Annotated in this window: 21 protein-coding genes; 16 read left to right on the top strand and 5 right to left on the bottom strand. The window is 69.8% G+C overall.

All coding sequences use genetic code 11. The annotated features are described in order from the left end of the window. Positions 1 to 118: 118 nt before the first annotated feature. Both EAO78_RS14040 and EAO78_RS14045 read right to left on the bottom strand, forming a co-directional pair. Complete coding sequence (locus tag EAO78_RS14040) at positions 119 to 826, bottom strand: hypothetical protein (protein WP_122106465.1); 708 nt, start codon at positions 824 to 826, stop codon at positions 119 to 121. Positions 827 to 859: 33 nt separating this feature from the next. Next, entirely contained in the window at positions 860 to 2,206 is a 1,347-nt protein-coding gene (locus EAO78_RS14045) for an alkaline phosphatase family protein (protein WP_122106466.1), read from the bottom strand. Positions 2,207 to 2,334: 128 nt separating this feature from the next. On the opposite strand from EAO78_RS14045, the gene EAO78_RS14050 reads away from it, so the two are divergent. The 14 genes from EAO78_RS14050 to EAO78_RS14110 all read left to right on the top strand — a co-directional run bounded on the left by EAO78_RS14050 (position 2,335) and on the right by EAO78_RS14110 (position 13,853). Further along, positions 2,335 to 2,991 carry a response regulator gene (locus EAO78_RS14050; RefSeq protein WP_122106467.1) on the top strand — a complete coding sequence of 219 codons (657 nt, stop codon included), beginning with the start codon at positions 2,335 to 2,337 and terminating at the stop codon, positions 2,989 to 2,991. Positions 2,992 to 3,126: 135 nt separating this feature from the next. Next, complete coding sequence (locus EAO78_RS18480) at positions 3,127 to 3,801, top strand: PAS domain-containing protein (protein WP_238987710.1); 675 nt, start codon at positions 3,127 to 3,129, stop codon at positions 3,799 to 3,801. Then, positions 3,798 to 4,289: a sensor histidine kinase gene (locus EAO78_RS18485; protein ID WP_238987711.1), complete on the top strand. Its 492-nt coding sequence runs from the start codon at positions 3,798 to 3,800 to the stop codon at positions 4,287 to 4,289. Before EAO78_RS18480 ends, EAO78_RS18485 begins: the two co-directional genes overlap by 4 nt. A 146-nt stretch (positions 4,290 to 4,435) precedes the next feature. Next, complete coding sequence (locus EAO78_RS14060) at positions 4,436 to 5,413, top strand: PhzF family phenazine biosynthesis protein (protein ID WP_122106468.1); 978 nt, start codon at positions 4,436 to 4,438, stop codon at positions 5,411 to 5,413. Positions 5,414 to 5,485: 72 nt separating this feature from the next. After that, positions 5,486 to 5,680 carry a DUF7333 family protein gene (locus EAO78_RS14065; protein WP_122106469.1) on the top strand — a complete coding sequence of 65 codons (195 nt, stop codon included), beginning with the start codon at positions 5,486 to 5,488 and terminating at the stop codon, positions 5,678 to 5,680. A gap of 68 nt (positions 5,681 to 5,748) precedes the next feature. Then, positions 5,749 to 6,699 (top strand): calcium/sodium antiporter, encoded by a 951-nt coding sequence (locus tag EAO78_RS14070; protein ID WP_122106470.1) that lies wholly within the window; start codon positions 5,749 to 5,751, stop codon positions 6,697 to 6,699. Between the two features lie 221 nt (positions 6,700 to 6,920). Then, entirely contained in the window at positions 6,921 to 7,502 is a 582-nt protein-coding gene (locus tag EAO78_RS14075) for a DUF5518 domain-containing protein (RefSeq protein WP_122106471.1), read from the top strand. A 45-nt stretch (positions 7,503 to 7,547) separates the two neighbouring features. Then, complete coding sequence (locus tag EAO78_RS14080; protein WP_122106472.1) at positions 7,548 to 8,999, top strand: D-aminoacyl-tRNA deacylase; 1,452 nt, start codon at positions 7,548 to 7,550, stop codon at positions 8,997 to 8,999. A gap of 135 nt (positions 9,000 to 9,134) precedes the next feature. Then, positions 9,135 to 10,289, top strand: coding sequence for a cell division protein FtsZ (ftsZ, locus tag EAO78_RS14085; protein ID WP_122106473.1), 1,155 nt, complete (start codon positions 9,135 to 9,137; stop codon positions 10,287 to 10,289). Positions 10,290 to 10,405: 116 nt separating this feature from the next. Next, positions 10,406 to 10,741: a hypothetical protein gene (locus tag EAO78_RS14090; RefSeq protein ID WP_122106474.1), complete on the top strand. Its 336-nt coding sequence runs from the start codon at positions 10,406 to 10,408 to the stop codon at positions 10,739 to 10,741. 86 nt (positions 10,742 to 10,827) lie between these two features. After that, a complete protein-coding gene (locus EAO78_RS14095; protein WP_122106475.1) occupies positions 10,828 to 11,004 on the top strand; it encodes a protein translocase SEC61 complex subunit gamma in 177 nt (58 codons plus the stop codon). After that, positions 11,004 to 11,456 carry a transcription elongation factor Spt5 gene (locus EAO78_RS14100; RefSeq protein ID WP_112077898.1) on the top strand — a complete coding sequence of 151 codons (453 nt, stop codon included), beginning with the start codon at positions 11,004 to 11,006 and terminating at the stop codon, positions 11,454 to 11,456. The genes EAO78_RS14095 and EAO78_RS14100 overlap by 1 nt, the downstream gene beginning before the upstream one ends. Before the next feature lie 131 nt (positions 11,457 to 11,587). Continuing rightward, positions 11,588 to 12,550 (top strand): archaeosortase A, encoded by a 963-nt coding sequence (artA, locus tag EAO78_RS14105; protein WP_122106476.1) that lies wholly within the window; start codon positions 11,588 to 11,590, stop codon positions 12,548 to 12,550. Between the two features lie 55 nt (positions 12,551 to 12,605). Beyond that, positions 12,606 to 13,853, top strand: coding sequence for an MgtC/SapB family protein (locus EAO78_RS14110; RefSeq protein WP_122106477.1), 1,248 nt, complete (start codon positions 12,606 to 12,608; stop codon positions 13,851 to 13,853). A gap of 52 nt (positions 13,854 to 13,905) precedes the next feature. On the opposite strand, the gene EAO78_RS14115 is transcribed toward EAO78_RS14110, so the two are convergent. The 3 genes from EAO78_RS14115 to dph5 form a co-directional block, all read right to left on the bottom strand. Beyond that, on the bottom strand, positions 13,906 to 14,280 hold the full coding sequence (locus EAO78_RS14115) for a CBS domain-containing protein (RefSeq protein WP_122106478.1): 375 nt from the start codon (positions 14,278 to 14,280) through the stop codon (positions 13,906 to 13,908). 107 nt (positions 14,281 to 14,387) lie between these two features. Continuing rightward, positions 14,388 to 14,771: a CBS domain-containing protein gene (locus EAO78_RS14120; protein WP_122106479.1), complete on the bottom strand. Its 384-nt coding sequence runs from the start codon at positions 14,769 to 14,771 to the stop codon at positions 14,388 to 14,390. A gap of 69 nt (positions 14,772 to 14,840) precedes the next feature. After that, the gene (gene dph5, locus EAO78_RS14125) at positions 14,841 to 15,638 is read right to left on the bottom strand and encodes a diphthine synthase (protein WP_122106480.1); all 798 of its coding nucleotides are present in this window, start codon (positions 15,636 to 15,638) and stop codon (positions 14,841 to 14,843) included. Positions 15,639 to 15,829: 191 nt separating this feature from the next. Here dph5 and EAO78_RS14130 point away from each other — a divergent pair, with 191 nt between their 5' ends. Together EAO78_RS14130 and EAO78_RS14135 are read left to right on the top strand one after the other, a co-directional pair. Then, on the top strand, positions 15,830 to 17,725 hold the full coding sequence (locus EAO78_RS14130) for a 2-oxoacid:acceptor oxidoreductase subunit alpha (RefSeq protein ID WP_122106481.1): 1,896 nt from the start codon (positions 15,830 to 15,832) through the stop codon (positions 17,723 to 17,725). Positions 17,726 to 17,728: 3 nt separating this feature from the next. Further along, positions 17,729 to 18,667 carry a thiamine pyrophosphate-dependent enzyme gene (locus EAO78_RS14135; RefSeq protein WP_122106482.1) on the top strand — a complete coding sequence of 313 codons (939 nt, stop codon included), beginning with the start codon at positions 17,729 to 17,731 and terminating at the stop codon, positions 18,665 to 18,667. Positions 18,668 to 18,721: the final 54 nt, after the last annotated feature.

Raw genomic sequence — 18,721 nt, forward strand, 5'->3', positions numbered from 1 at the left:
TCGTTGTTGGGGGTTTCGAGGATCGTCGAGCGGTTTCGAGGACCGACACGGGGACGAAAGTCACCACGATGCCGGGTGGGAGCCGGCTCCCCCCGGCGTGCGTTCGGAGGCCGGACCGTCATCTAGCATCGGTCGCAGCCTCCCGAACGATCTCGAGTACGATTCCGAGACCGAGCGTGCCGACGAACAGGAGGACGGTGCTCCCGACGACGACCGCTTCCGCGATCCGCGGGACGTGATCGACGATCGACACGAACGTCCGCACGTCGAGTGCGACCACCACGGCCGCACCCGCTCCGTTGAACGCCATATCGAGGACCGTGTCACGGAGGCCGTAGTACTCGAGCACCGGCGGTCTGTCGACGTGCTCGCCGAGTTCGCGGGCGGCGAGTTCCACGAACTCCCAGAACACGCCGACCCCGAGCGTGAACAGTACGGTGAAGACGGCCGCGTCGAGGTCGGTGACCTGCGCTCCGAACGCGTACCGGCTCTGGAGGCTTGCGTAGACGAGTGCCGCGATGAGGGCGGCGGAGACGGTGTGTGTCAGGTGGTCCCACCACCCGACGGTGTCGTACCACCCCAACATTCCCAGCATGTGAAGGAACCCTGCGACCACGATCCACACCGAGAGCTCGGGGGGGAACGTCACGTTCGCCCCGGTTTCGAGCGCGATGGCGACCTCGGCGAGCGTCGGCGTCACGGCCGCGACCAGGGATGCGATCCCGTTCACGACCGCCCGGAGGTCCCGGGACGACGTCCCGACCAGGAGCGTTCCGAGGATCCCCGCGAGGAACACGAAGTACACGGCCTGTAACACGTCCGTCATGCGATGGGGACCACGGGCGGCGTCAGCCGACTCTCACACCAGGCTCGCGCCGTCGAAGTCGGTCCGCGCGTACTCCACGTCGAGCAGTTTCAGGAGGGTGGGGGCGACGTCGAGGAGGTCGGCGTCCCCGACGGTCGCGGCCGGGTGGTCGACGAAGAGCGCGGCGTTCTCGAAGGTGTGCATGCCGGTCCGTGGCCCGTCGGGGTCGAAGACGCGGTCTCGTGGCCGGAACCCGGCCTTCAGGTCGAATCCGGGGTTGGGGATCGCCACGAGGTCGGGCGCGATCGCGTCGTGGTCGCCCCGGAAGGCGGTCTCGCGCTCGACGACGCGGTCGACCACGGGCTTGCCGTTCGGACCCTCCCACGCCTCCAGGTCCGCGACCAGGTCGGCCCGCACGTCGTCGTAGTCGGCCTCGGGAACGACGCCCTCCGGCTCGCGCCCCTCGAGGTTGAGGTAGAAGCGGCCGGGGACGAGCGAGTACGCGCGGGCGTCGCCGCCGATGTCCGCGAGCGAGTCGTGGTCCTCGTCGTCGTACTCGAGCCATCCCTCGCGGTCGAGCCACTCGTTGCAGTACACGTCGTGTTCGAGCCGCGTGAACCCGTGCGTCGAGCCGACGACGAGCGTCACGTCGTCGGGGAGCGCCTTCCGGATCGACCCGATGTGCGAGTCGAGCGCGGCGTAGAATTCGAGGAAGTCCTCGCGGTGTGGCCCCGAATCGAGGTGGTCGCCCCACAGGAAGTGGTTGATCCGGTCGGGCGAGGTGAACGCGCCGACGAACAGGTCCCAGTCGTCGCGCTCGACGTAGCGCTCGAACAGCGCCGCCCGTCCGTCGAGGACCTCGCGGGCGTGTTCGACGAACTCGGTCTTGTCCGCCTTGTGGCCGAGCTTCGCGTTGACCGACAGGGTGTAGTCGGCCTCCGCGAGGTACGCCCGGAGCTCCTCGGGATGTGCGGCCGTGTCGACCTCCGGCGAGAGGTAGCCGGAGAGCATCCGCTGGAGGTTCCGCTGGGGCGGAAACGTGACGGGGACGTTGAGGACGGTCGCGTCGAGACCCGCCGCGGTGGCCCGGTCCCACACCCGCGTCGCCTGGACGTCCCGGCCCATCGGGACGTAGGTGTCGTAGGAGCCGACCTCGCGGTCCTGGAAGCCGTACACGCCGGTCTCGCCCGGGTTCACGCCGGTCGTGAGGACGGGCCAGCAGGCGCTCGACTCCGCCGGGACGATGCTGTCTATCGCCCCGCCGTCGCCCGCCTCGGCGATCGCCGAGAGCGTCGGGAACGTCTCGGGGTCGTTCGCCACGAGGTCGTACGGGAGTCCGTCGATCCCGACGAACGCCACGCGCGGGGTGTCGTTCCCGCGCAACCGGTCGAAGAGGCCCATACCCCCCCATCAACGGAGAGGAGCAAAAGGGTTGATATCGATCGGGCCGACGGGCGGGCGTTCGTCGACCGAGACGGCCGCGTCCGATCCCCGCCACACACAAGTGGCACCGACGAGAACGGGGGATCGTGACGGAGCGCCCGGCATCCGTGCTGCTCGCGGACCCCCACGACGAGTTCGCCGCGGCGCTCGAGACGACGCTGGCCGACGCGACGGGCGAGTTCGAACTCCGGCACGTCCGCGACCTCCGAACCGCCCGCGACGCGTTCGATCCGGCCCGCCACGACTGCGTGCTCGTCGAGCGCGACCTCGGCTCGGGGATCGGACTCGACCTTCTCGCGGCCGTCCGCCGGATCGATCCGGGAGTCCCCGTGTTCGTCGTCACCGCCGACGGCGACGAGGCGTTCGCGGCGTCCGCGGTGGACGCGGGCGCGACCGGCTACGTGCGGAAGGGCGACCCGGACGCGCTCGCGGACCTCCGCGACCGGATACGGCGGGCGCGTACCGTCCGAGCGGGAGGCGACGACGCCGACCACGCCGCGACGATCGAGCGGCTCCGGGCGTCAGCCGAGCGTCTGGACACCATCCTCGAGCACACGACGAACCTGGTGTTCATGAAGGACACCGACGACCGCTACCTCCTCGTCAACGACGCGTTCGCGTCGCTGGTCGGGGTCCCGCGCGAGGAGATCATCGGGGCGACGACCGCCGAGGTCCACGGCGGGGAGTTCGCCGGTCGTTTCCGCGCCAACGACGAGGCGGCCATCGCGGCCGGCGAGCCGTAGCGGTTCGACGAGCGCTATCCCGGCCCGGACGGCGAGCGTCGGTTCGCCACGGTCCGCGTCCCGCTCTTCGACGAGACCGGCGAGCCGTACGCGGTCTACGGGATCGCGACCGACATCACCGCGGAGTTGGCGTTCGTGGAGGAGCGCGCCGAACTGCTCGACCGGATGACCGACGCGTTCGTCGCGCTCGACGCCGACGACCGGATAACCTACCTCAACGCCCGGGCGGCGGGAGTGACGGCCGGCGACCGCGACCGCGACGACCTCGTCGGCGAGCGCGTCTGGGACGTGTTCCCCGGCGTGATCGACACCGAGTTCCGGACGGCCCTCGAGCGCGCCCGCGAGACCGGCAAGTCGACGACCGCGACGATCCACTACGAGCCGGCCGACCGCTTCTTCGAGACGCGGGTCTATCCGTTCGACTCGGGCGTCTCCGTCTACTCCCGGGACGTCACGGAGGCGATGCACGAGCGGCGCGAGCTGGAGCGGCGCGAGTCCGTCATGCACCGGCTCCACGAGGCCATCTCGGAGAGGGACGCCACGTTCGAGCGAAAGGTCGCCTCGCTGCTCGCGCTCGGCAGGGAGGTACTCGGCGTCGAGTCGGGACTGCTCTCGCGAGTCCAGGGCGACCGCTATCGGACGGTGGTCGTCGACGACGCCACCGGCGAGTTCGCCGAGGGCGACGTCGTCTCCCTGTCGTCGACGGTCTGCGAGCGGGTCGTCTCGACGGAGCGGTCCCTCCAGGCGAGTCGGCGCCGGACGACCCCGATCTCGCCGAGCGTGACGGGGTCGTCGCGCTCGATCGAATGACGGAGCTCATCGAGGACGCCCTCTCGTTCGCCCGAATGGGCGATCGCGTCGTCGACGTCGAGCGGGTGGACGTCGCGGCCGTCGCCGAGCGGGCCTGGGGGACCGTCGAGACCGCGGACGCGACCCTGCGGATCGAAGAGGTCGGGGCGATCGACGGCGACGCCTCGCGGCTTCGGACCCTGTTCGAGAACCTGTTTCGAAATGCCGTCGAGCACGGCGGCGAGGGCGTGACCGTCACGGTGGGTCGCGAGGGAACGACCCTGTTCGTCGCCGACGACGGGCCCGGGATCCCCGAGGCGGACCGTGAGACGGTCTTCGAGGTCGGGTTCTCCACCAACCACGATGGCACGGGATTCGGGCTGGGGATCGTCTCGGAGATCGCGACCGCCCACGGCTGGACCGCGGCCGCGACCGAGGCGGAAGGCGGGGGCGCGCGGATCGAACTCCGCGGCGTCACGGCGGCAGATCCGGCCGAATCGCCCGAGTGAGCGACGACGCGAGTGAGCGACGACGCGAGTAGGCGACGACGCGAGTAGGCGACGATCTCGAATGAGCGACGGTCCCGATGGAAGCAGGATCGACGTTGCGACCGCCGACCCCGGGAGCTTTTTCGTGGGGACGACGAGGAGGTGGCATGGAAACGCGACGCACGCTGCTCGTCGACGCCTTCACCGACGACCCTCTCGCCGGCAACGTCGCCGGCGTGGTGCCCGACGCCGCGGGATTGAGCGACGACCGGATGGGACGGATCGCGTCGGAGCTCGGCGCGTCCGAGACCGCGTTCCTCACGCCCGCGGACGGGGACGCCGACCGGCGGATCCGGTACTTCACGCCGACCGACGAGGTCGACCTCTGCGGACACGCCACGGTGGCCTCGTACGCCGCGCTGTTCGCGGACGGAGCGATCGACGCCGGCGAGCACGTCCTCCGCACGAACGTCGGCGACCTGACGGTCACGGTGACCGAGTCGGGCCGGGTCTGGATGCGACAGGAGTCGCCGACGGTCGGGACGGTCGAGGTCGACGCGGACCGGCTCGGCTCCGCGCTCGGGATCGATCCGGCCGCGCTGCGTGACGTGGGCGCGGACCTCCCCGTCGCGGTCGCATCGACCGGCCTCCCGTTCCTCGTGGTGCCCGTAAACTTCCTCGAGCGACTCGGCGAGGCCGACCCGGACATGCGCGCGGTCGAGGGGCTGTCCGCCGAGTTCGACGTCGCGGGCGTGTACGCCTTCACCTTCGACGCGCTCGGGGCGGACTCGACGCTCCACGGCCGGGCGTTCGCGCCCGCCGTCGGCGTCCCCGAGGACCCGGTGACGGGCACCGCGAGCGGCGCGGTCGGCGGATACCTCCGGGCGGTCGAGGCGTTCGACGGCGACTTCCCCGAGGAGATCCGGTGCGAGCAGGGCCACTTCCTCGATCGGCCCGGATGCGTGGCGGTCCGAGTCGACGAGGGCGACGGGGGCAGCGGGGACGGAGAAGGCGAGGATGCGATCGGCGGAAACGGGGAAGACGGCGAGGTGACCGTGACGGTCGGCGGCGACGCGGTCGTCTCGCTCGACGGCGAGATCCGCCTCCCCGAGGAGGAGGACGGCGACGGTATCATCGAGGCGTGACGGGCTCATCGATCGTCACCGGCACGTGGGGATCGACCGAACGCTTACCTCCGCGAGACCCGTACCGATCGCATGGAGTTCGACCTCCCCCGTGCGGCCGGTATCGTGGCGCTTCTCATCGCCGTCGGAACCGCCGGGCTCGTCGGCGGCGGCATGATGCCGCTCTCGACGACGCTCATGATGGTCGTCCCCTCGATGGTCGTCTTCGGGGCTATCGTCTTCGTCGTCGGCATGAAACACGGCGAGTTCCGCGCGACGCGGACGTAGGACGGCGATACCGCCGCGTCCCCGTCCCGTATCGCGTCGTTTTTGAAAGGACGGCGTGAACCGCGGGCATGGTGCTCGGATCGCCGGTGACCGAACTCGGCCTCCTCCTCGCCGGCGTCGGGCTGTTGTACGCCGGCGCGGAGCTGCTCGTCGCGGGCGCTCGCGACCTCGCGCTCGCTATCGGGCTGAAGGCCTCGACGGTCGGCGTCACCGTCGTCGCGTTCGCGACGACCGCGCCGGAGCTGTTCGTGGCGATCCTCGGCGCGCTCACCGTGTCGACCGACATCGGTTTGGGCGCGATCGTCGGCTCGAACGTCGCCAACGTCGGGCTCGTGCTCGGGATCGCCGCGCTGATCCGTCCGCTCGAGGTCTCCGGGACGGTGTTCCGCAGGGACGTGCCGTTCATGATCCTCGCGGCGCTGCTGCTCGTCGGACTCGGCTGGAACGGGCGGATCGGCCCCCTCGAGGGCGGCGTCCTCCTCGCGGCGCTCGTCGCGTTCACCGCCGTCGTGCTGCGCGGAGTCCAGCGGACGCAGGCGGGCATCTCCGCCGCGGAACGCGACGGCATGCCGGACGCCGAGGCGAGGGACGTCGCCGCCGTGATCGGCGGGATCGCCGCGCTCGTCGTCGGCTCCCGCTGGCTGATCGACGGGGGACGGGACCTGCTCGCCGCGGCCGGCTTCTCCGACCTGTTCATCGGGCTCACCGTGCTCGCGGTCGGCACCTCGTTGCCGGAACTCGCCGCGAGCGTCGTCGCCGCCGTCCGCGGCGAGGCGAGCTTCAGCGTCGGCAACGTCGTCGGCTCGAACATCTACAACGTCCTCGCCGTCATCGGGCTGCTCGCGTTCGTCTCCCCGATCGACGTGAGCCCCGGGGTCCGGGCGTTCGAGTTCCCGACGCTCCTCGCGTTCACCCTGCTCGTCGTCGGGCTCATGTACCGCGGCGACCGGCTCACGCGGGTCGACGGAGCGATACTCGTGGCCGCGTACGTGAGCTTCGTCTACCTGCTGTTGCCGTGACCCCCTTCGTCTACCTGCTGTTGCCGTGACCCCCTTCGTCTACCTGCTGTTGCCGTGACCCCCTTCGCCTACCTGCTGTTGCCGTGGTCCACCGGCGGCACGGTCATCCGCGGCGTCGCGATCGTCCCCGGCGTTTATCTTCGATCGGGCGTAATCCGGCGGCATGGACTGCCCTCCACGAACGGCGCGTCGACCGCCGGGCCCATCCGGCCGGAACCGCGATGCGTAGCTCGTTTCTGAAACACGCCGGGATCGGTGCCGCGACGATGCTCGTCATGGGACTCGTCCCGTTCGGCGCGGTGTTCGCGCCGCTCGTCGGCGGAGCGATGGCCGGATGGCTCGGCGGAAGGGACGCCACGCACGGCGGGAAACTCGGCGGGGCGGCGGGTGCGATCGCGTCGCTGGCGGTCGCGGCCGTCGTGTTCCTCGGCGTCCTCCTCTCGGGGTTCGACCTCGGGATCACGCTGGTCCTCCTCGGGGCCGCGCTGTTCGCCACGGCGCTTCTGGTCGGGTTCGGAGCGCTCGGCGGGGTGCTCGGGTCGGCGATGGCCGCCGATCGGCGGTCGGCGTCGGTCAGCGACGCCGAACGTGGTGGGGCACGCGAGAGGGATCCGGTCCGGGAGGTCCAGGAGCGATACGCGGCCGGGGAGCTGACGGAATCCGAACTCGAGGACGAGCTCGACCGGGTGCTCGAGGGCGAGGGCGAGCGCGGGTCCGCCGGTCGAGCCGAACGAACCGGCGGGACGTCGGACGACCGGTCACGGATCGAGCCCGATCGAGGGATACGCGAGTCGGAACGGTGATGCCGAATCGATGGCTATTCGACCGACCGAAACCCAGCCGAACACGTGATAGCGATCGTCGTCAGTCGGGCCGACAGCGCCTCCGAGCACATCGGCGAGCGACTCCTCGATATCGGCGACTGGACGAGCCACGAGGACGAAACCCGCCCCGACGCCGCGGGCGGCGGGACCTACTATCGGACCGAGGGGTTCGAGCTCCGCGAGTTCGACGAGCTCCACATCGACCTGTCCGACCCGGCGGCCGCCTTCGGCGGAGGAGGGAGTGGGGACGAGCAGGACGCCGCGGACGACCCCGCCCTCCTCGTGTTCGTCTCGCGGCACTCCGGGAACACCGGTCCGTTGTTGACCGCCCACGTCACCGGCAACTTCGGGCCCGCGGAGTACGGCGGGGAGCCGCGGACCCTCGCGCGGGCCGCGCCGGGCGCGGTGAGCCGCGTCGTCGACGCGATGGCGACTCACGCGCCCGAGGGGTACGACGTGGGGATCGAGTGCACCCACCACGGTCCGACGGACACCTCGGTTCCCTCGCTGTTCGCCGAGCTCGGCTCCGACGAGCCGCAGTGGCGCGACCCCGAGGGAGCCCGCGCGGTCGCCAAGGCCGTCCTCGCGCTCGAGGGGACGGGTCCGGATATGCACGGACCCGACGGTCGGAACCGCCACGTCGTCGGCTTCGGCGGCGGCCACTACGCCCCGCGGTTCACCCGGATCGTCCGCGAGACCGACTGGACCGTCGGCCACGTCGGGGCCGACTGGGCGCTCGCCGATATGGGCTCGCCGGACGCCAACCGCGACGTGATCGAGGGGGCGTTCGAACGGAGCCGCGCCGACCGCGCCGTGATAGAGGGGGATCGACCCGACCTCGTCGAAACGATCCGGGACCTCGGGTACCGGGCCGTGAGCGAGACGTGGGTCCGGGCGGTCGACGACCGTCCGCTCGCGCTGGTCGAACACCTGGAGGCGGCGATCGAGCCCGTCGACGAGGGGCTCCGGTTCGGGTCGGTTGACGCGCCGATCGCGGAAGCGGGCGGGGGCAACCCGGCCGACCCGGCCGACGCCGCCGATGCCGCCGACCCCGCCGGCGCGGTGACCGTCCGCGACCTCCCGGACGAGTTGCTCGCGCGGGCACAGGGGATCGACGCCGAGGCCGCGCGCGCGACCGTCGAGTCGAACGCGGTCGCGTTCGGCACGGAGCAGGCCGGGACGCGTGCGGCCGGGAGCGTCGCGCTCGCGGTCGACGACGCGGCACCGGGATACGCGGACCTCGTCGCCGACCTCGCGGCCGTGCTGGAGGCCGGCTACGACGAGGTCGTCGTCGACGACGACGCCGTAGTCGCCCGCGAGACCGCGTTCGACCCGGCGCTTGCGGTCGACCGGGGAGTACCGGAGGGGCCGGCGTTCGGCCGGCTCGCGTCCGGCGAGTCCGTGGAGGTGGAGGGCGAGACGATCGATCCGGCGGCAGTCTCGACGCGACGCGAGGAGCGATTTCCCGTCGAGTGAGTCCGATCGTCGACCCGGCCTGGAGACTGCCGACCGATCGGGAGCCACCACTCCGGCTGAGGCCGTTTCGGCGTCTGACGCGGGTCGGACGATCGGGCAAGAATAAATACGTCGGGGTCGCAACGACACCACATAATGGACTCCATCGTTGAGGACGCCATCGACGAAGCCGAGGAATCCCCGGCGGACGGCTCCGGGGGTCCCGGCGACCCCGCGGAGGACGGCCACGCCGACGCGGCGCCACGGACCGGCACGATGACCGACGACGAGCTGGAGGACGTCCTCCAGGACCTCCAGACCAACATCACCGTCGTGGGCTGCGGCGGCGCCGGCGGCAACACGGTCAACCGGATGACCGAGGAGGGGATCCACGGCGCGAAGCTCGTCGCGGCCAACACCGACGTGCAACACCTCGTCAACATCGAGGCCGACACCAAGATCCTGATGGGTCAACAGAAGACCCAGGGCCGCGGCGCGGGCTCGCTCCCGCAGGTGGGCGAGGAGGCCGCCATCGAGTCCCAAGAGGAGATCTCCGACGCCATCGACGGCTCCGACATGGTGTTCGTCACCGCCGGGCTCGGCGGCGGCACCGGGACCGGCTCCGCGCCGGTCGTCGCGAAGGCCGCCCGCGACTCGGGCGCGCTCACCATCGCCATCGTCACGACCCCGTTCACCGCGGAGGGCGAGGTCCGCCGGACGAACGCCGAGGCCGGGCTCGAACGCCTCCGCGACGTGAGCGACACCGTGATCGTCGTCCCCAACGATCGCCTGCTCGACGCGGTCGGGAAGCTCCCCGTCCGCCAGGCGTTCAAGGTGTCCGACGAGGTGCTGATGCGCTCGGTGAAGGGGATCACGGAGCTGATCACCAAACCCGGCCTCGTCAACCTCGACTTCGCCGACGTCCGCACCGTGATGGAGAAGGGCGGCGTCGCGATGATCGGGCTCGGCGAGTCCGACTCCGAGTCGAAGGCGCAGGACTCGGTGAAGTCGGCGCTGCGCTCGCCGCTTCTCGACGTCGACATCTCCGGCGCGAACTCCGCGCTCGTGAACGTCACCGGCGGACAGGACATGTCCATCGAGGAGGCCGAGGGGGTCGTCGAGGAGATCTACGACCGGATCGACCCCGACGCCCGGATCATCTGGGGGACCTCCGTCGACGAGGACCTCGAGGGCGAGATGCGGACGATGATCGTCGTCACGGGCGTCGAGTCGCCACAGATCTACGGCCAGAACGACGAGGAGGCGGGGGCGACGGCGGCCGAGATGGAGGACATCGACTACGTCGAGTGACCGGCGGGCCGACCCGGGTCCGCTAGGTCCCCGCGCTGACCCTCGCTCCGTCCATCCGCCGTTCCACGCCCTCCACCATGCCGACGTACTCCTCCACCATGCCGGATCCTTCCACCATGCCGGATCCCTCCGCCGGAGACGCCGCCGCCGCTGTCGATAGCGACGGCTCCCCGCCGACCGACGGGTCGGGAGATCCCTCGCCGATCGACGGGTCCGACGGCCGCGGTCCGCCACCCGTCCACCATCCCGAACCGGAGACGGACCGCGGCCTCCCCGGGTTCGTCGACGCGTCCCTGGTCGCGTTCGCCGTCAGTCTCCTCGCGCTCGTCGTCGCCGGCGCGGCGACCGGCGACCCCGTCACCTGGGGGGACGCCCCCGGAACGCTCTCGAACGCGCTGATGGCGGCGAGCGTCGGCGGCGGGATCCGATGGGTCTCGAACCGCGGCGGATGAGGGGAGGGATCGACCGAGGACGACGGCGATGCCGTCGAACCCGCATCAAAAGGTAAAAACCGTCCCGTCACGAACTCGCTCGTAACATGGACGTCCCGTACGACCTCAACAGCTATATCCGCGTGTTGAAGCTGGCGAGCACGCCGAGCACCGACGAGTTCCTCCAGGTGTCGAAGATCGCCGGCGCCGGGATCCTGCTGATCGGGTTCCTCGGCTTCCTGATCTTCGCGATCATGAGCCTCCTGCCGGGGGTCGGCGCGTAATGCCGATCTTCTCGGTCAAGACGACCGCCCGCCAGGAGCGGACCGTCGCCGACATGCTCGCCGAAAAGGAGATGCCGGAGATCCAGGCGGTCATCGCCCCCGACCAGCTCACGAGCTACGTGATGGTCGAGGCGTCGGACGGCAGCGTCTTCGCCCGGATCCTCGACGAGATCCCCCACGCCCGCGGCGTCATCCAGGGGGCGGACGGCCCCGCCGAGAGCCCCTTCTCGGAGGTCGAACACTTCCTCTCGCCGACCCCCGACGTCGAGGGGATCGCCGAGGGCGACATCGTCGAGCTGATCGCCGGCCCCTTCAAGGGCGAGAAGGCCCGCGTCCAGCGCATCGACGAGGGCAAAGACCAGGTGACCGTCGAGCTGTACGAGGCGACCGTCCCGATCCCGGTCACCGTCCGCGGCGACCAGATCCGCGTGCTGGACAGCGAGGAGCGGTAGCCCCTCGTCCCGGACGAACGGCGCGACGCGCCGTGAGTCGACGGCGAGGAACATAACTCTCGGAGTCGAGTTCCCTCCCGGATCTCCGGCAACGACAAGGGCTTTATTCGACGACCCCCGACCCTCTCGACATGTTCGGCCCCGGCGTCCCCGCGATACTGAGCGTCGTCCCCGACACGTTCACGTTCGCGTGGATCGTCGCGGTCCTCTTCGCGGCCGCCTGGCTGCTCGACGCCCGCGGATACGCCGCGGGGCGCACGCTCGCGGCGAGCACGTGGGGCCTCTTCGGGCTGTTCTGGCTGACGACCGTCCCGTACTTCGCGTTCGAACACCAGAGCTACGTCGAGTCGATCCTCGCGCTCGTCGGCGTTCCCGCCTGTATCTACGTCGGGTACCTGCTGTACGACGGGCGGGCGTCGCTCTTCACGCTCACGCGGGCGGTGTCGATCATGCTCTTCATCTACCTCCCGTTCGAGACGATCCCGGCGTTCACGCTGGCCGGCGTGGCGGTGCCGGAACCCCGACGCGTCCTCATCGAGATCGTCGCCGACCAGACGGGCATGCTCATCGATCTCCTCGGATACGCGCCCGAGCGGGTGGCGAACTACGAGGGGTACGACGCCGCCTTCGCGTGGACGCTCGAGGACGGCCACCGCATGCGGATCAACGTCGTGCTGGCGTGTACGGGACTCGGTAGCATGGCGATCTTCGGCGGGCTCGTCGCCGCCGTGGACGGCCCGCTCGACCGGAAGCTCCGGGCGCTCGCCGTCTCCATCCCGCTCATCTACGTCCTCAATCTCCTCCGGACCACGTTCATCACGGTCGTCGCCGGCAACCAGTACATGCAGTGGCAGCCGGAGCTGGTGTTGGCGATGTTCGGCGCGACGGACCCCTACCGCGTCTCCTTTCTCGTCTCCGACCGGATCATCAGCCAGCTGCTCGCGGTCGTCGCGCTGATCGGGATCACGTACCTCGTCGCCAGACAGCTCCCCGAACTCGTCGTCATCCTCGAGGACGTCCTCTACGTGCTCACCGGCGAGGAACACGACCTCACGGAGGCGCTCGACCTCCCGCGGGAGCCCACCAACCGGTGACCGGGTGGTGACTCGTGGGACTCGTCCGATACGGTCGACGGAGGCTTGATCCGCCGTGTTGAGCGGCATCGATCCCCTGCTCTACCTGGAGACGAACGTCGCCAAGCTGGTGTTGGCGACGCTCCTGGGGATGTTCCTCGGGCTCGAGCGCGAGTGGTCACAGAAGTCGGCGGGGATCCGGACGTTCGCGCTCGTCAGCCTCGTCGCCGCGGTGTTCTCCGTGGCGGACGAGCCGGGGTTGCTCGTCGTCGGCGGCGTCCTGATCGTCGCCAGCGCGGTGCTTCTGGCCGTCCGGAGCTTCGTCGAGGCGGACGTCGAAGGGCTCTCTCTGACCACGTCCGTCTCGATGCTCGTCGCCTACGGGGTGGGCACCCTCGTCGCGGCGAGCCTCTTTCTCGAGGCGGTCACCGTGGCCGTGCTCTCCTCGTTCCTGCTCGTGTTGAAACGCGAGCTCCACCAGTTCGCGTGGGGGCTCTCCCGCGAGGAGGTGCGAAGCGCCGTCGAGTTCACCATTCTCGCGTTCGTCGTCTTCCCGATCTTACCCGCCGAGACGATCGACCCGTGGGGGGCGGTCCAGCCGCGGCTGGTCTGGTCGCTCGTCGTCGCGATAAGCGCGATCGGGTTCGTCAACTACGTGCTGGTCCGGAAGTACCAGGGCCGCGGGTACGCCGTCACCGGCTTCTTCGGCGGGCTCGTGAACTCCACCGCGGTCGTCGCCGAGATGGCCAAACGCGCGAGGGGTCGTGAGGACCTCGTCGGCGTCGCCGTCGGGTCGATCCTGCTCGCGAACGCGGCGATGGCGCTGCGGAACGCGGCGCTCGTCGTCGTCTTCGTCCCCGAGGCGGCGGTGGCCGTCGGCGCGCCGCTCGGCGCGATCACGCTCGCGGGCGTCGGGATCGCGCTCCGGCGAAGCGAGTGGCGGACGGACCTGGAAGCGGAACTCACCTCCCCCTTTAGCCTCCGGAACGCGCTCACCTTCGGCGGGCTGTTCCTCCTCGTGCTCCTCGTCTCCGCCGGCGCGGAGCGGACCTTCGGCGCGACCGGCTTCGTCGCGACCGCGTTCCTCGCGGGGCTCGTCTCCTCGGGAACGGCGACCACGACCGCCGTCTCGCTTCTGGCCACCGGACAGATCACGGTCGACGCCGCAGTCGCGGGGATCGTCGCCGGAACGGTCGCCAGCATCCTCGTGAAGACGGCCTTCGCCGCGAGCATCGGTCGCGAGCTCGTCCGGCCGGTGTTGGTCTGGAACCTCGTGCTCATCGCCGTCGGACTGGCCGTGGGCGCGCCGCTGCTCCTGTTTTGAGTCCGACCCGACTCCGAAGTGCCGGCGACCTCCTCGACCGCCGAGGCGCCGACTACGACAGGTGTGCGGCCACGTCCGTCGAGGAGATCATGCCGACGTAGTCGTCGTCGACGACCGGGAGGTGTTTCACGCCGTACATCGTCATCATCGCCGCGACCTCCTCCATCAACAGGTCCGGCGTGACGGTCTCCACGTCCTCGGTCATCACGTCGCTCACGAGCGTCTCCTCCGTGTCGAGGCCGTCGGCGACGGCCCCGACGATGTCGCTCTGGGTGACGATACAGCCGCCGCCGGCGGTGACCACGAGCGCGCTGATGTTCTTCTCACGCATGCGACGGGCCGCCTCGCGGACGGGATCGTCGGCGGCGATCGTCTCCAGCGGCGTCGACATGACCTCGCTGACTCGGGTGCGATCGTGTAAGTCCATACCACACATCGATCGCCGGGGGTGTTGGTTCTTCCGAATGGCGTAACCGCTCCGTGGCTCGGCGGAACACGCCGTGTGGCGGCGAGCGACCGTCAATCGAGGTGGTCCTACCGTCGGGCGAGGTGTTCCGTGAGGTCCGTCGTCGACAACATCCCGACCACGACGCCGTCGTCGTCGGTCACGGGAAGGTGGCCGTACTCGCCGTCGGCGAGGTCGGAGAGCGCCTCGACGGAGTCGTTCCGCGAGGCGGTGACGACCTCGGTCGTCATACACTCGCCGACGAGCGTCCGGTCGTGGGGATCGTTCTCACGGACGAGCCGCACGAAGTCCCACCCCGTGAGGATCCCCTCGAGTTTCCCGTTCCCGTCGACGACGAGGATCGAGTTCACGCCCGTCTCCAACATCCGTTCGGCCGCCGCCGCCGCGGTGGTCTCGGGGCCGACCGTCACCAGCTCCGTCGACATGAGCCGACCGACGGGTACGTCGTTCATGTGCCACGCCGACGATGGCCACGGTAATTAATCGTGAGGGTCTCGACGGATCCTCGAGCAGGATCCCGATCACTCCTCGAGGATCGACTCCGGCGCGCCGGCCAGTCCGACGAGCGCCTCCGCCTCGACGTGGTGGAGGTCGCCGGGGATCACGAGCAGGTGGAGCGGGTCGCCGAACTCGCGCTCGGCGAGCACGGAGAGCCGATCCGCGGCGACGACCGCGTCCGGCGAGCCGGCGCGGGCGACGACGACCGCCAGCTCGTCCCGCCAGCCGTCCGCGAGGAGGCCCGCCGCGTGGTCGGCGGTCATGTACTCCTCGTGATCGGGATCGGGCCCCGACGGGCCGGTTCCCACCTTGATGTCGAGGTAGACGACGGTGTGGAGCCCGCGCTCGCGGTTCGCCTCGATCGTCTCGATCACGCTTCCCGGCACGTCCTCGCCGCCGTGTGCGTACGGGAACGGGAGCGTCACGGCCTTCCCGAACCGGTAGTTCTGGAGGCCCGTGAGACTCGAGGCGGCCGACTGGGCGGTGACGCCGTGGATCACCCGGGTGTCGATCCCGCGCGACTCGGCCCGCAGGCGGAGGTCGGCGTGCGTCGTCGAGATCATGGTGTCGCCGGCGGTCAGGAAGGCGGCGTCGCCGGCCTCGGCGGCCGCCAGGATCGGTTCGGGGTCGCGCTCGACGCCCTCGCGGTCGCGCACCTCGACGTCGACGCCGTGAGCGGCCTCGAGGTCCGCGACGTCCGCGCCGACGAGCCGGCTGGTGTAGAACTCCGCGAAGACGCGGTCGGCCGACCGCAACGCCTCGCGCCCCTCGACGGTGATCGAGCGCTCGTCGTAGAGGCCGAGCCCGATGAACGTGAGCATACCGCCGTTCCGGGGAGGACCGTCTAAAAGGACGCGGACCGCCGACGACCCCGGAGACCCCCGCACGCACCGACGAGATGCGCCCGCTCCGATGGTCGTTCATGATCGTTTCATGTGAATCCATAGCAAGCCCTAAGAGGAGACCGACACAATGTCCGGCTACTGGGCCTTACCGGGCCAAGATCCACAATATGACTGACGAAGAACTCATCTGGCGGATATCGGGAGGATCCGGCGACGGGATCGCTTCCACCAGCCAGAACTTCGCGAAGGCCCTGATGCGATCGGGGCTGAACGTGTTCACACACCGGCACTACCCGTCCCGGATCCGTGGGGGCCACACGTACACGGAGATCCGCGCGGCCGCGGACCCGGTCGAGTCCCGCGGCGACGGCTACAACTTCCTCCTGGCGCTCGGCGACTCGTTCGCCCGCAACCCGCAGGAGGGTGCCGTCTACGGGAACGAGGAGATCAAGCCGCTCTCGGAGAACCTCGACGAGCTCCGCGAGGGCGGCGTCATCGTCTACGACGAGGGACTCCTCGACCCCTCGGAGATCCCGAACTTCGAGGAGCGCGTCGAGGAGAACGGCTGGCACGTCTTCCCGCTCGACCTCCGCGGGCTCGCCCGCGACATGGGTCGTGAGGTGATGCGAAACACCGCGGGGGTCGGCGCGACCTGCGCGCTGATCGGCATGGACCTCGAACACGTCGAGGACCTGATGCGGGACGCGATGCCCGAGAAGATCCTCGACCCCAACCTCGAGATCCTCGAGACCGCCTACGACCAGGTCCGCGAGGAGTACGACGTCGACGCCGTCGAGGTGTCCGTTCCGACCGGCGAACACGAGGAGACGCAGCTGCTCATGTCCGGTTCGGACGCCATTTCGTACGGTGCGATCGACGAGGGCTGTCGGTTCATCGCGGGGTACCCCATGACCCCGTGGACCGAAGTGTTCACGATCATGACCCAGAACCTGCCCGAGCTGGGCGGGATCTCCGAGCAGGTCGAGGACGAGATCGCGGCGGCGGCGCTGGCCGTGGGAGCCTCCCACGCCGGCGTCAAGGCGATGTCCGGCTCCTCCGGCGGCGGGTTCGCGCTGATGTCCGAGCCGCTCGGCCTCGCGGAGATGACGGAGACGCCGCTCGTACTGGTGGAGGCGATGCGCGCCGGTCCCTCGACCGGGATGCCGACGAAGCCGGAGCAGTCCGACCTCGAACACGTGCTGTACACCTCACAGGGCGACTCCCAGCGGGTCGTGCTCGCGCCCGGCACGGTCGCGGAGGCGTACGAGCAGTCGCGGCTCGCCTTCCGGCTCGCCTACGAGTACCAGATCCCGACGATCCTGCTGTACGACCAGAAGCTCGGCGGGGAGCTCGTCAACGTCCCCAAGAGCCACTTCGACCGCGAGCCGAACCCGACGCTCGGGAAGACGCTCTCCGAGGAGGAGCTCGCCGAGCAGCCCCACTCGGCGGACGGCAAGTTCCACCGCTTCCAGCACGACGTCGAGGACGGCGTCACCCCGCGGTCGATCCCCGGACAGAAGGGCGGCCGCTACCTCGCGACCGGCAACGAGCACGACCCCACGGGCCACATCAGCGAGTCGCCCGACAACCGGGTCGCGCAGATCGACCGACGCACGCAGAAGCTCGAGGCGATCCGCGCCGACCTGGACACCGAGGACACGAGCTCGTACGCCGGCCCCGACGACGCCGAGTACGGGATCCTCACGTTCGGGAGCCAGCAGGGAACCGTCGAGGAGGCCGTCGGTCGCCTCAACGACGCCGGCGTCTCGGTGAAGTCGCTCGGCGTCTCCGACATGCTCCCGTTCCCGACCGAGGAGGTCCGGACGTTCATCGAGAGCGTCGAGGAGGTGCTCGTCGTCGAGATGACCGCCTCCGGACAGTTCCGCGGGCTCGTCCAGAAGAACCTCGGCCAGTACGGGGAGAAGCTGTCGAGCCTCCTGAAGTACAACGGGAACCCGTTCGAGCCGGCCGAGGTCGTCGACGGCTTCGAGGCCGCGATCATCGAGGGCGACGGCGACGCGTCCGGCCATCAGACCACCTTCGTCCCAGCAGCAGGTGATTAACCAATGAGCACGTTTTCAGCCATCGGAGAGGAGCGAGAGATCGACCGCGACGAGTACACCCCGACCGTCGAGCCCCAGCCGACCTGGTGTCCCGGCTGTGGCGACTTCAGCGTCCTGAAAGCGCTGAAACAGGCGCTCCCTGAGGTCGGGCGGACGCCCGAGGAGACCCTGCTCTGTACGGGTATCGGCTGTTCGGGGAAGCTGAACAGCTACCTCGACACGTACGGGTTCCACACGATCCACGGGCGCTCGCTGCCCGTGGCCCGCGCCGCGAAGCTCGCCAACCCCGACCTCGAAGTGATCGCCGCCGGCGGCGACGGCGACGGCTACGGGATCGGCGGCAACCACTTCATCCACACGGCCCGGGAGAACCACGACATGACCTACATCGTGTTCAACAACGAGATATTCGGGCTCACCAAGGGACAGACCTCCCCGACCAGCCCGAAGGGTCACAAGTCGAAGACCCAGCCACACGGCAGCGCCAAGGAGCCGCTCAAGCCGCTCTCGCTGTCGCTCAACGCCGGCGCCTCCTACGTCGCCCGGACGGCCGCGGTCAACCCGAACCAGGCCAAGGAGATCCTGATCGAGGCGATCGAACACGACGGGTTCGCCCACGTCGACTTCCTGACGCAGTGTCCGACCTGGAACAAGGACGCCCGCCAGTACGTCCCGTACATCGACGTCAACGAGTCCGACGACTACGAGTTCGACAAGACGGACCGCGTCGAGGCCGCCGAGATGATGCGGACGACCGAGGAGGCGCTGTACGACGGCGAGGTCCTCACCGGCCGGTTCTACGTCGACGAGGACCGTCCCTCCTACGGCCAGGAGAAGCAGCAGATCGGCGAGATGCCCGAGGAGCCGCTGGCCGAGCGCTACTGGGACGACGACTACGAGTGGGAGCGGTCGTACGACCAGTTCGTGGACAAACACGAGTAATTCCACCGGCCCGGTTCGTGACGTCGAGCCCGGTTTTCGGGTTCGCAAGGTATT

Origin of the sequence: Halobellus captivus (assembly GCF_003697845.1) — an archaeon.
Taxonomy (GTDB): domain Archaea; phylum Halobacteriota; class Halobacteria; order Halobacteriales; family Haloferacaceae; genus Halorubrum; species Halorubrum glutamatedens.

Coding starts and splice junctions, on each gene's coding strand:
- EAO78_RS14040 (WP_122106465.1), bottom strand. CDS start 826: ATGACGGACGTGTTACAGGCCGTGTACTTCGTGTTCCTCGCGGGGATC.
- EAO78_RS14045 (WP_122106466.1), bottom strand. CDS start 2,206: ATGGGCCTCTTCGACCGGTTGCGCGGGAACGACACCCCGCGCGTGGCG.
- EAO78_RS18485 (WP_238987711.1), top strand. CDS start 3,798: ATGACGGAGCTCATCGAGGACGCCCTCTCGTTCGCCCGAATGGGCGAT.
- EAO78_RS14060 (WP_122106468.1), top strand. CDS start 4,436: ATGGAAACGCGACGCACGCTGCTCGTCGACGCCTTCACCGACGACCCT.
- EAO78_RS14065 (WP_122106469.1), top strand. CDS start 5,486: ATGGAGTTCGACCTCCCCCGTGCGGCCGGTATCGTGGCGCTTCTCATC.
- EAO78_RS14070 (WP_122106470.1), top strand. CDS start 5,749: ATGGTGCTCGGATCGCCGGTGACCGAACTCGGCCTCCTCCTCGCCGGC.
- EAO78_RS14075 (WP_122106471.1), top strand. CDS start 6,921: ATGCGTAGCTCGTTTCTGAAACACGCCGGGATCGGTGCCGCGACGATG.
- ftsZ (WP_122106473.1), top strand. CDS start 9,135: ATGGACTCCATCGTTGAGGACGCCATCGACGAAGCCGAGGAATCCCCG.
- EAO78_RS14090 (WP_122106474.1), top strand. CDS start 10,406: ATGCCGGATCCCTCCGCCGGAGACGCCGCCGCCGCTGTCGATAGCGAC.
- EAO78_RS14095 (WP_122106475.1), top strand. CDS start 10,828: ATGGACGTCCCGTACGACCTCAACAGCTATATCCGCGTGTTGAAGCTG.
- EAO78_RS14100 (WP_112077898.1), top strand. CDS start 11,004: ATGCCGATCTTCTCGGTCAAGACGACCGCCCGCCAGGAGCGGACCGTC.
- artA (WP_122106476.1), top strand. CDS start 11,588: ATGTTCGGCCCCGGCGTCCCCGCGATACTGAGCGTCGTCCCCGACACG.
- EAO78_RS14115 (WP_122106478.1), bottom strand. CDS start 14,280: ATGGACTTACACGATCGCACCCGAGTCAGCGAGGTCATGTCGACGCCG.
- EAO78_RS14120 (WP_122106479.1), bottom strand. CDS start 14,771: ATGAACGACGTACCCGTCGGTCGGCTCATGTCGACGGAGCTGGTGACG.
- dph5 (WP_122106480.1), bottom strand. CDS start 15,638: ATGCTCACGTTCATCGGGCTCGGCCTCTACGACGAGCGCTCGATCACC.
- EAO78_RS14130 (WP_122106481.1), top strand. CDS start 15,830: ATGACTGACGAAGAACTCATCTGGCGGATATCGGGAGGATCCGGCGAC.
- EAO78_RS14135 (WP_122106482.1), top strand. CDS start 17,729: ATGAGCACGTTTTCAGCCATCGGAGAGGAGCGAGAGATCGACCGCGAC.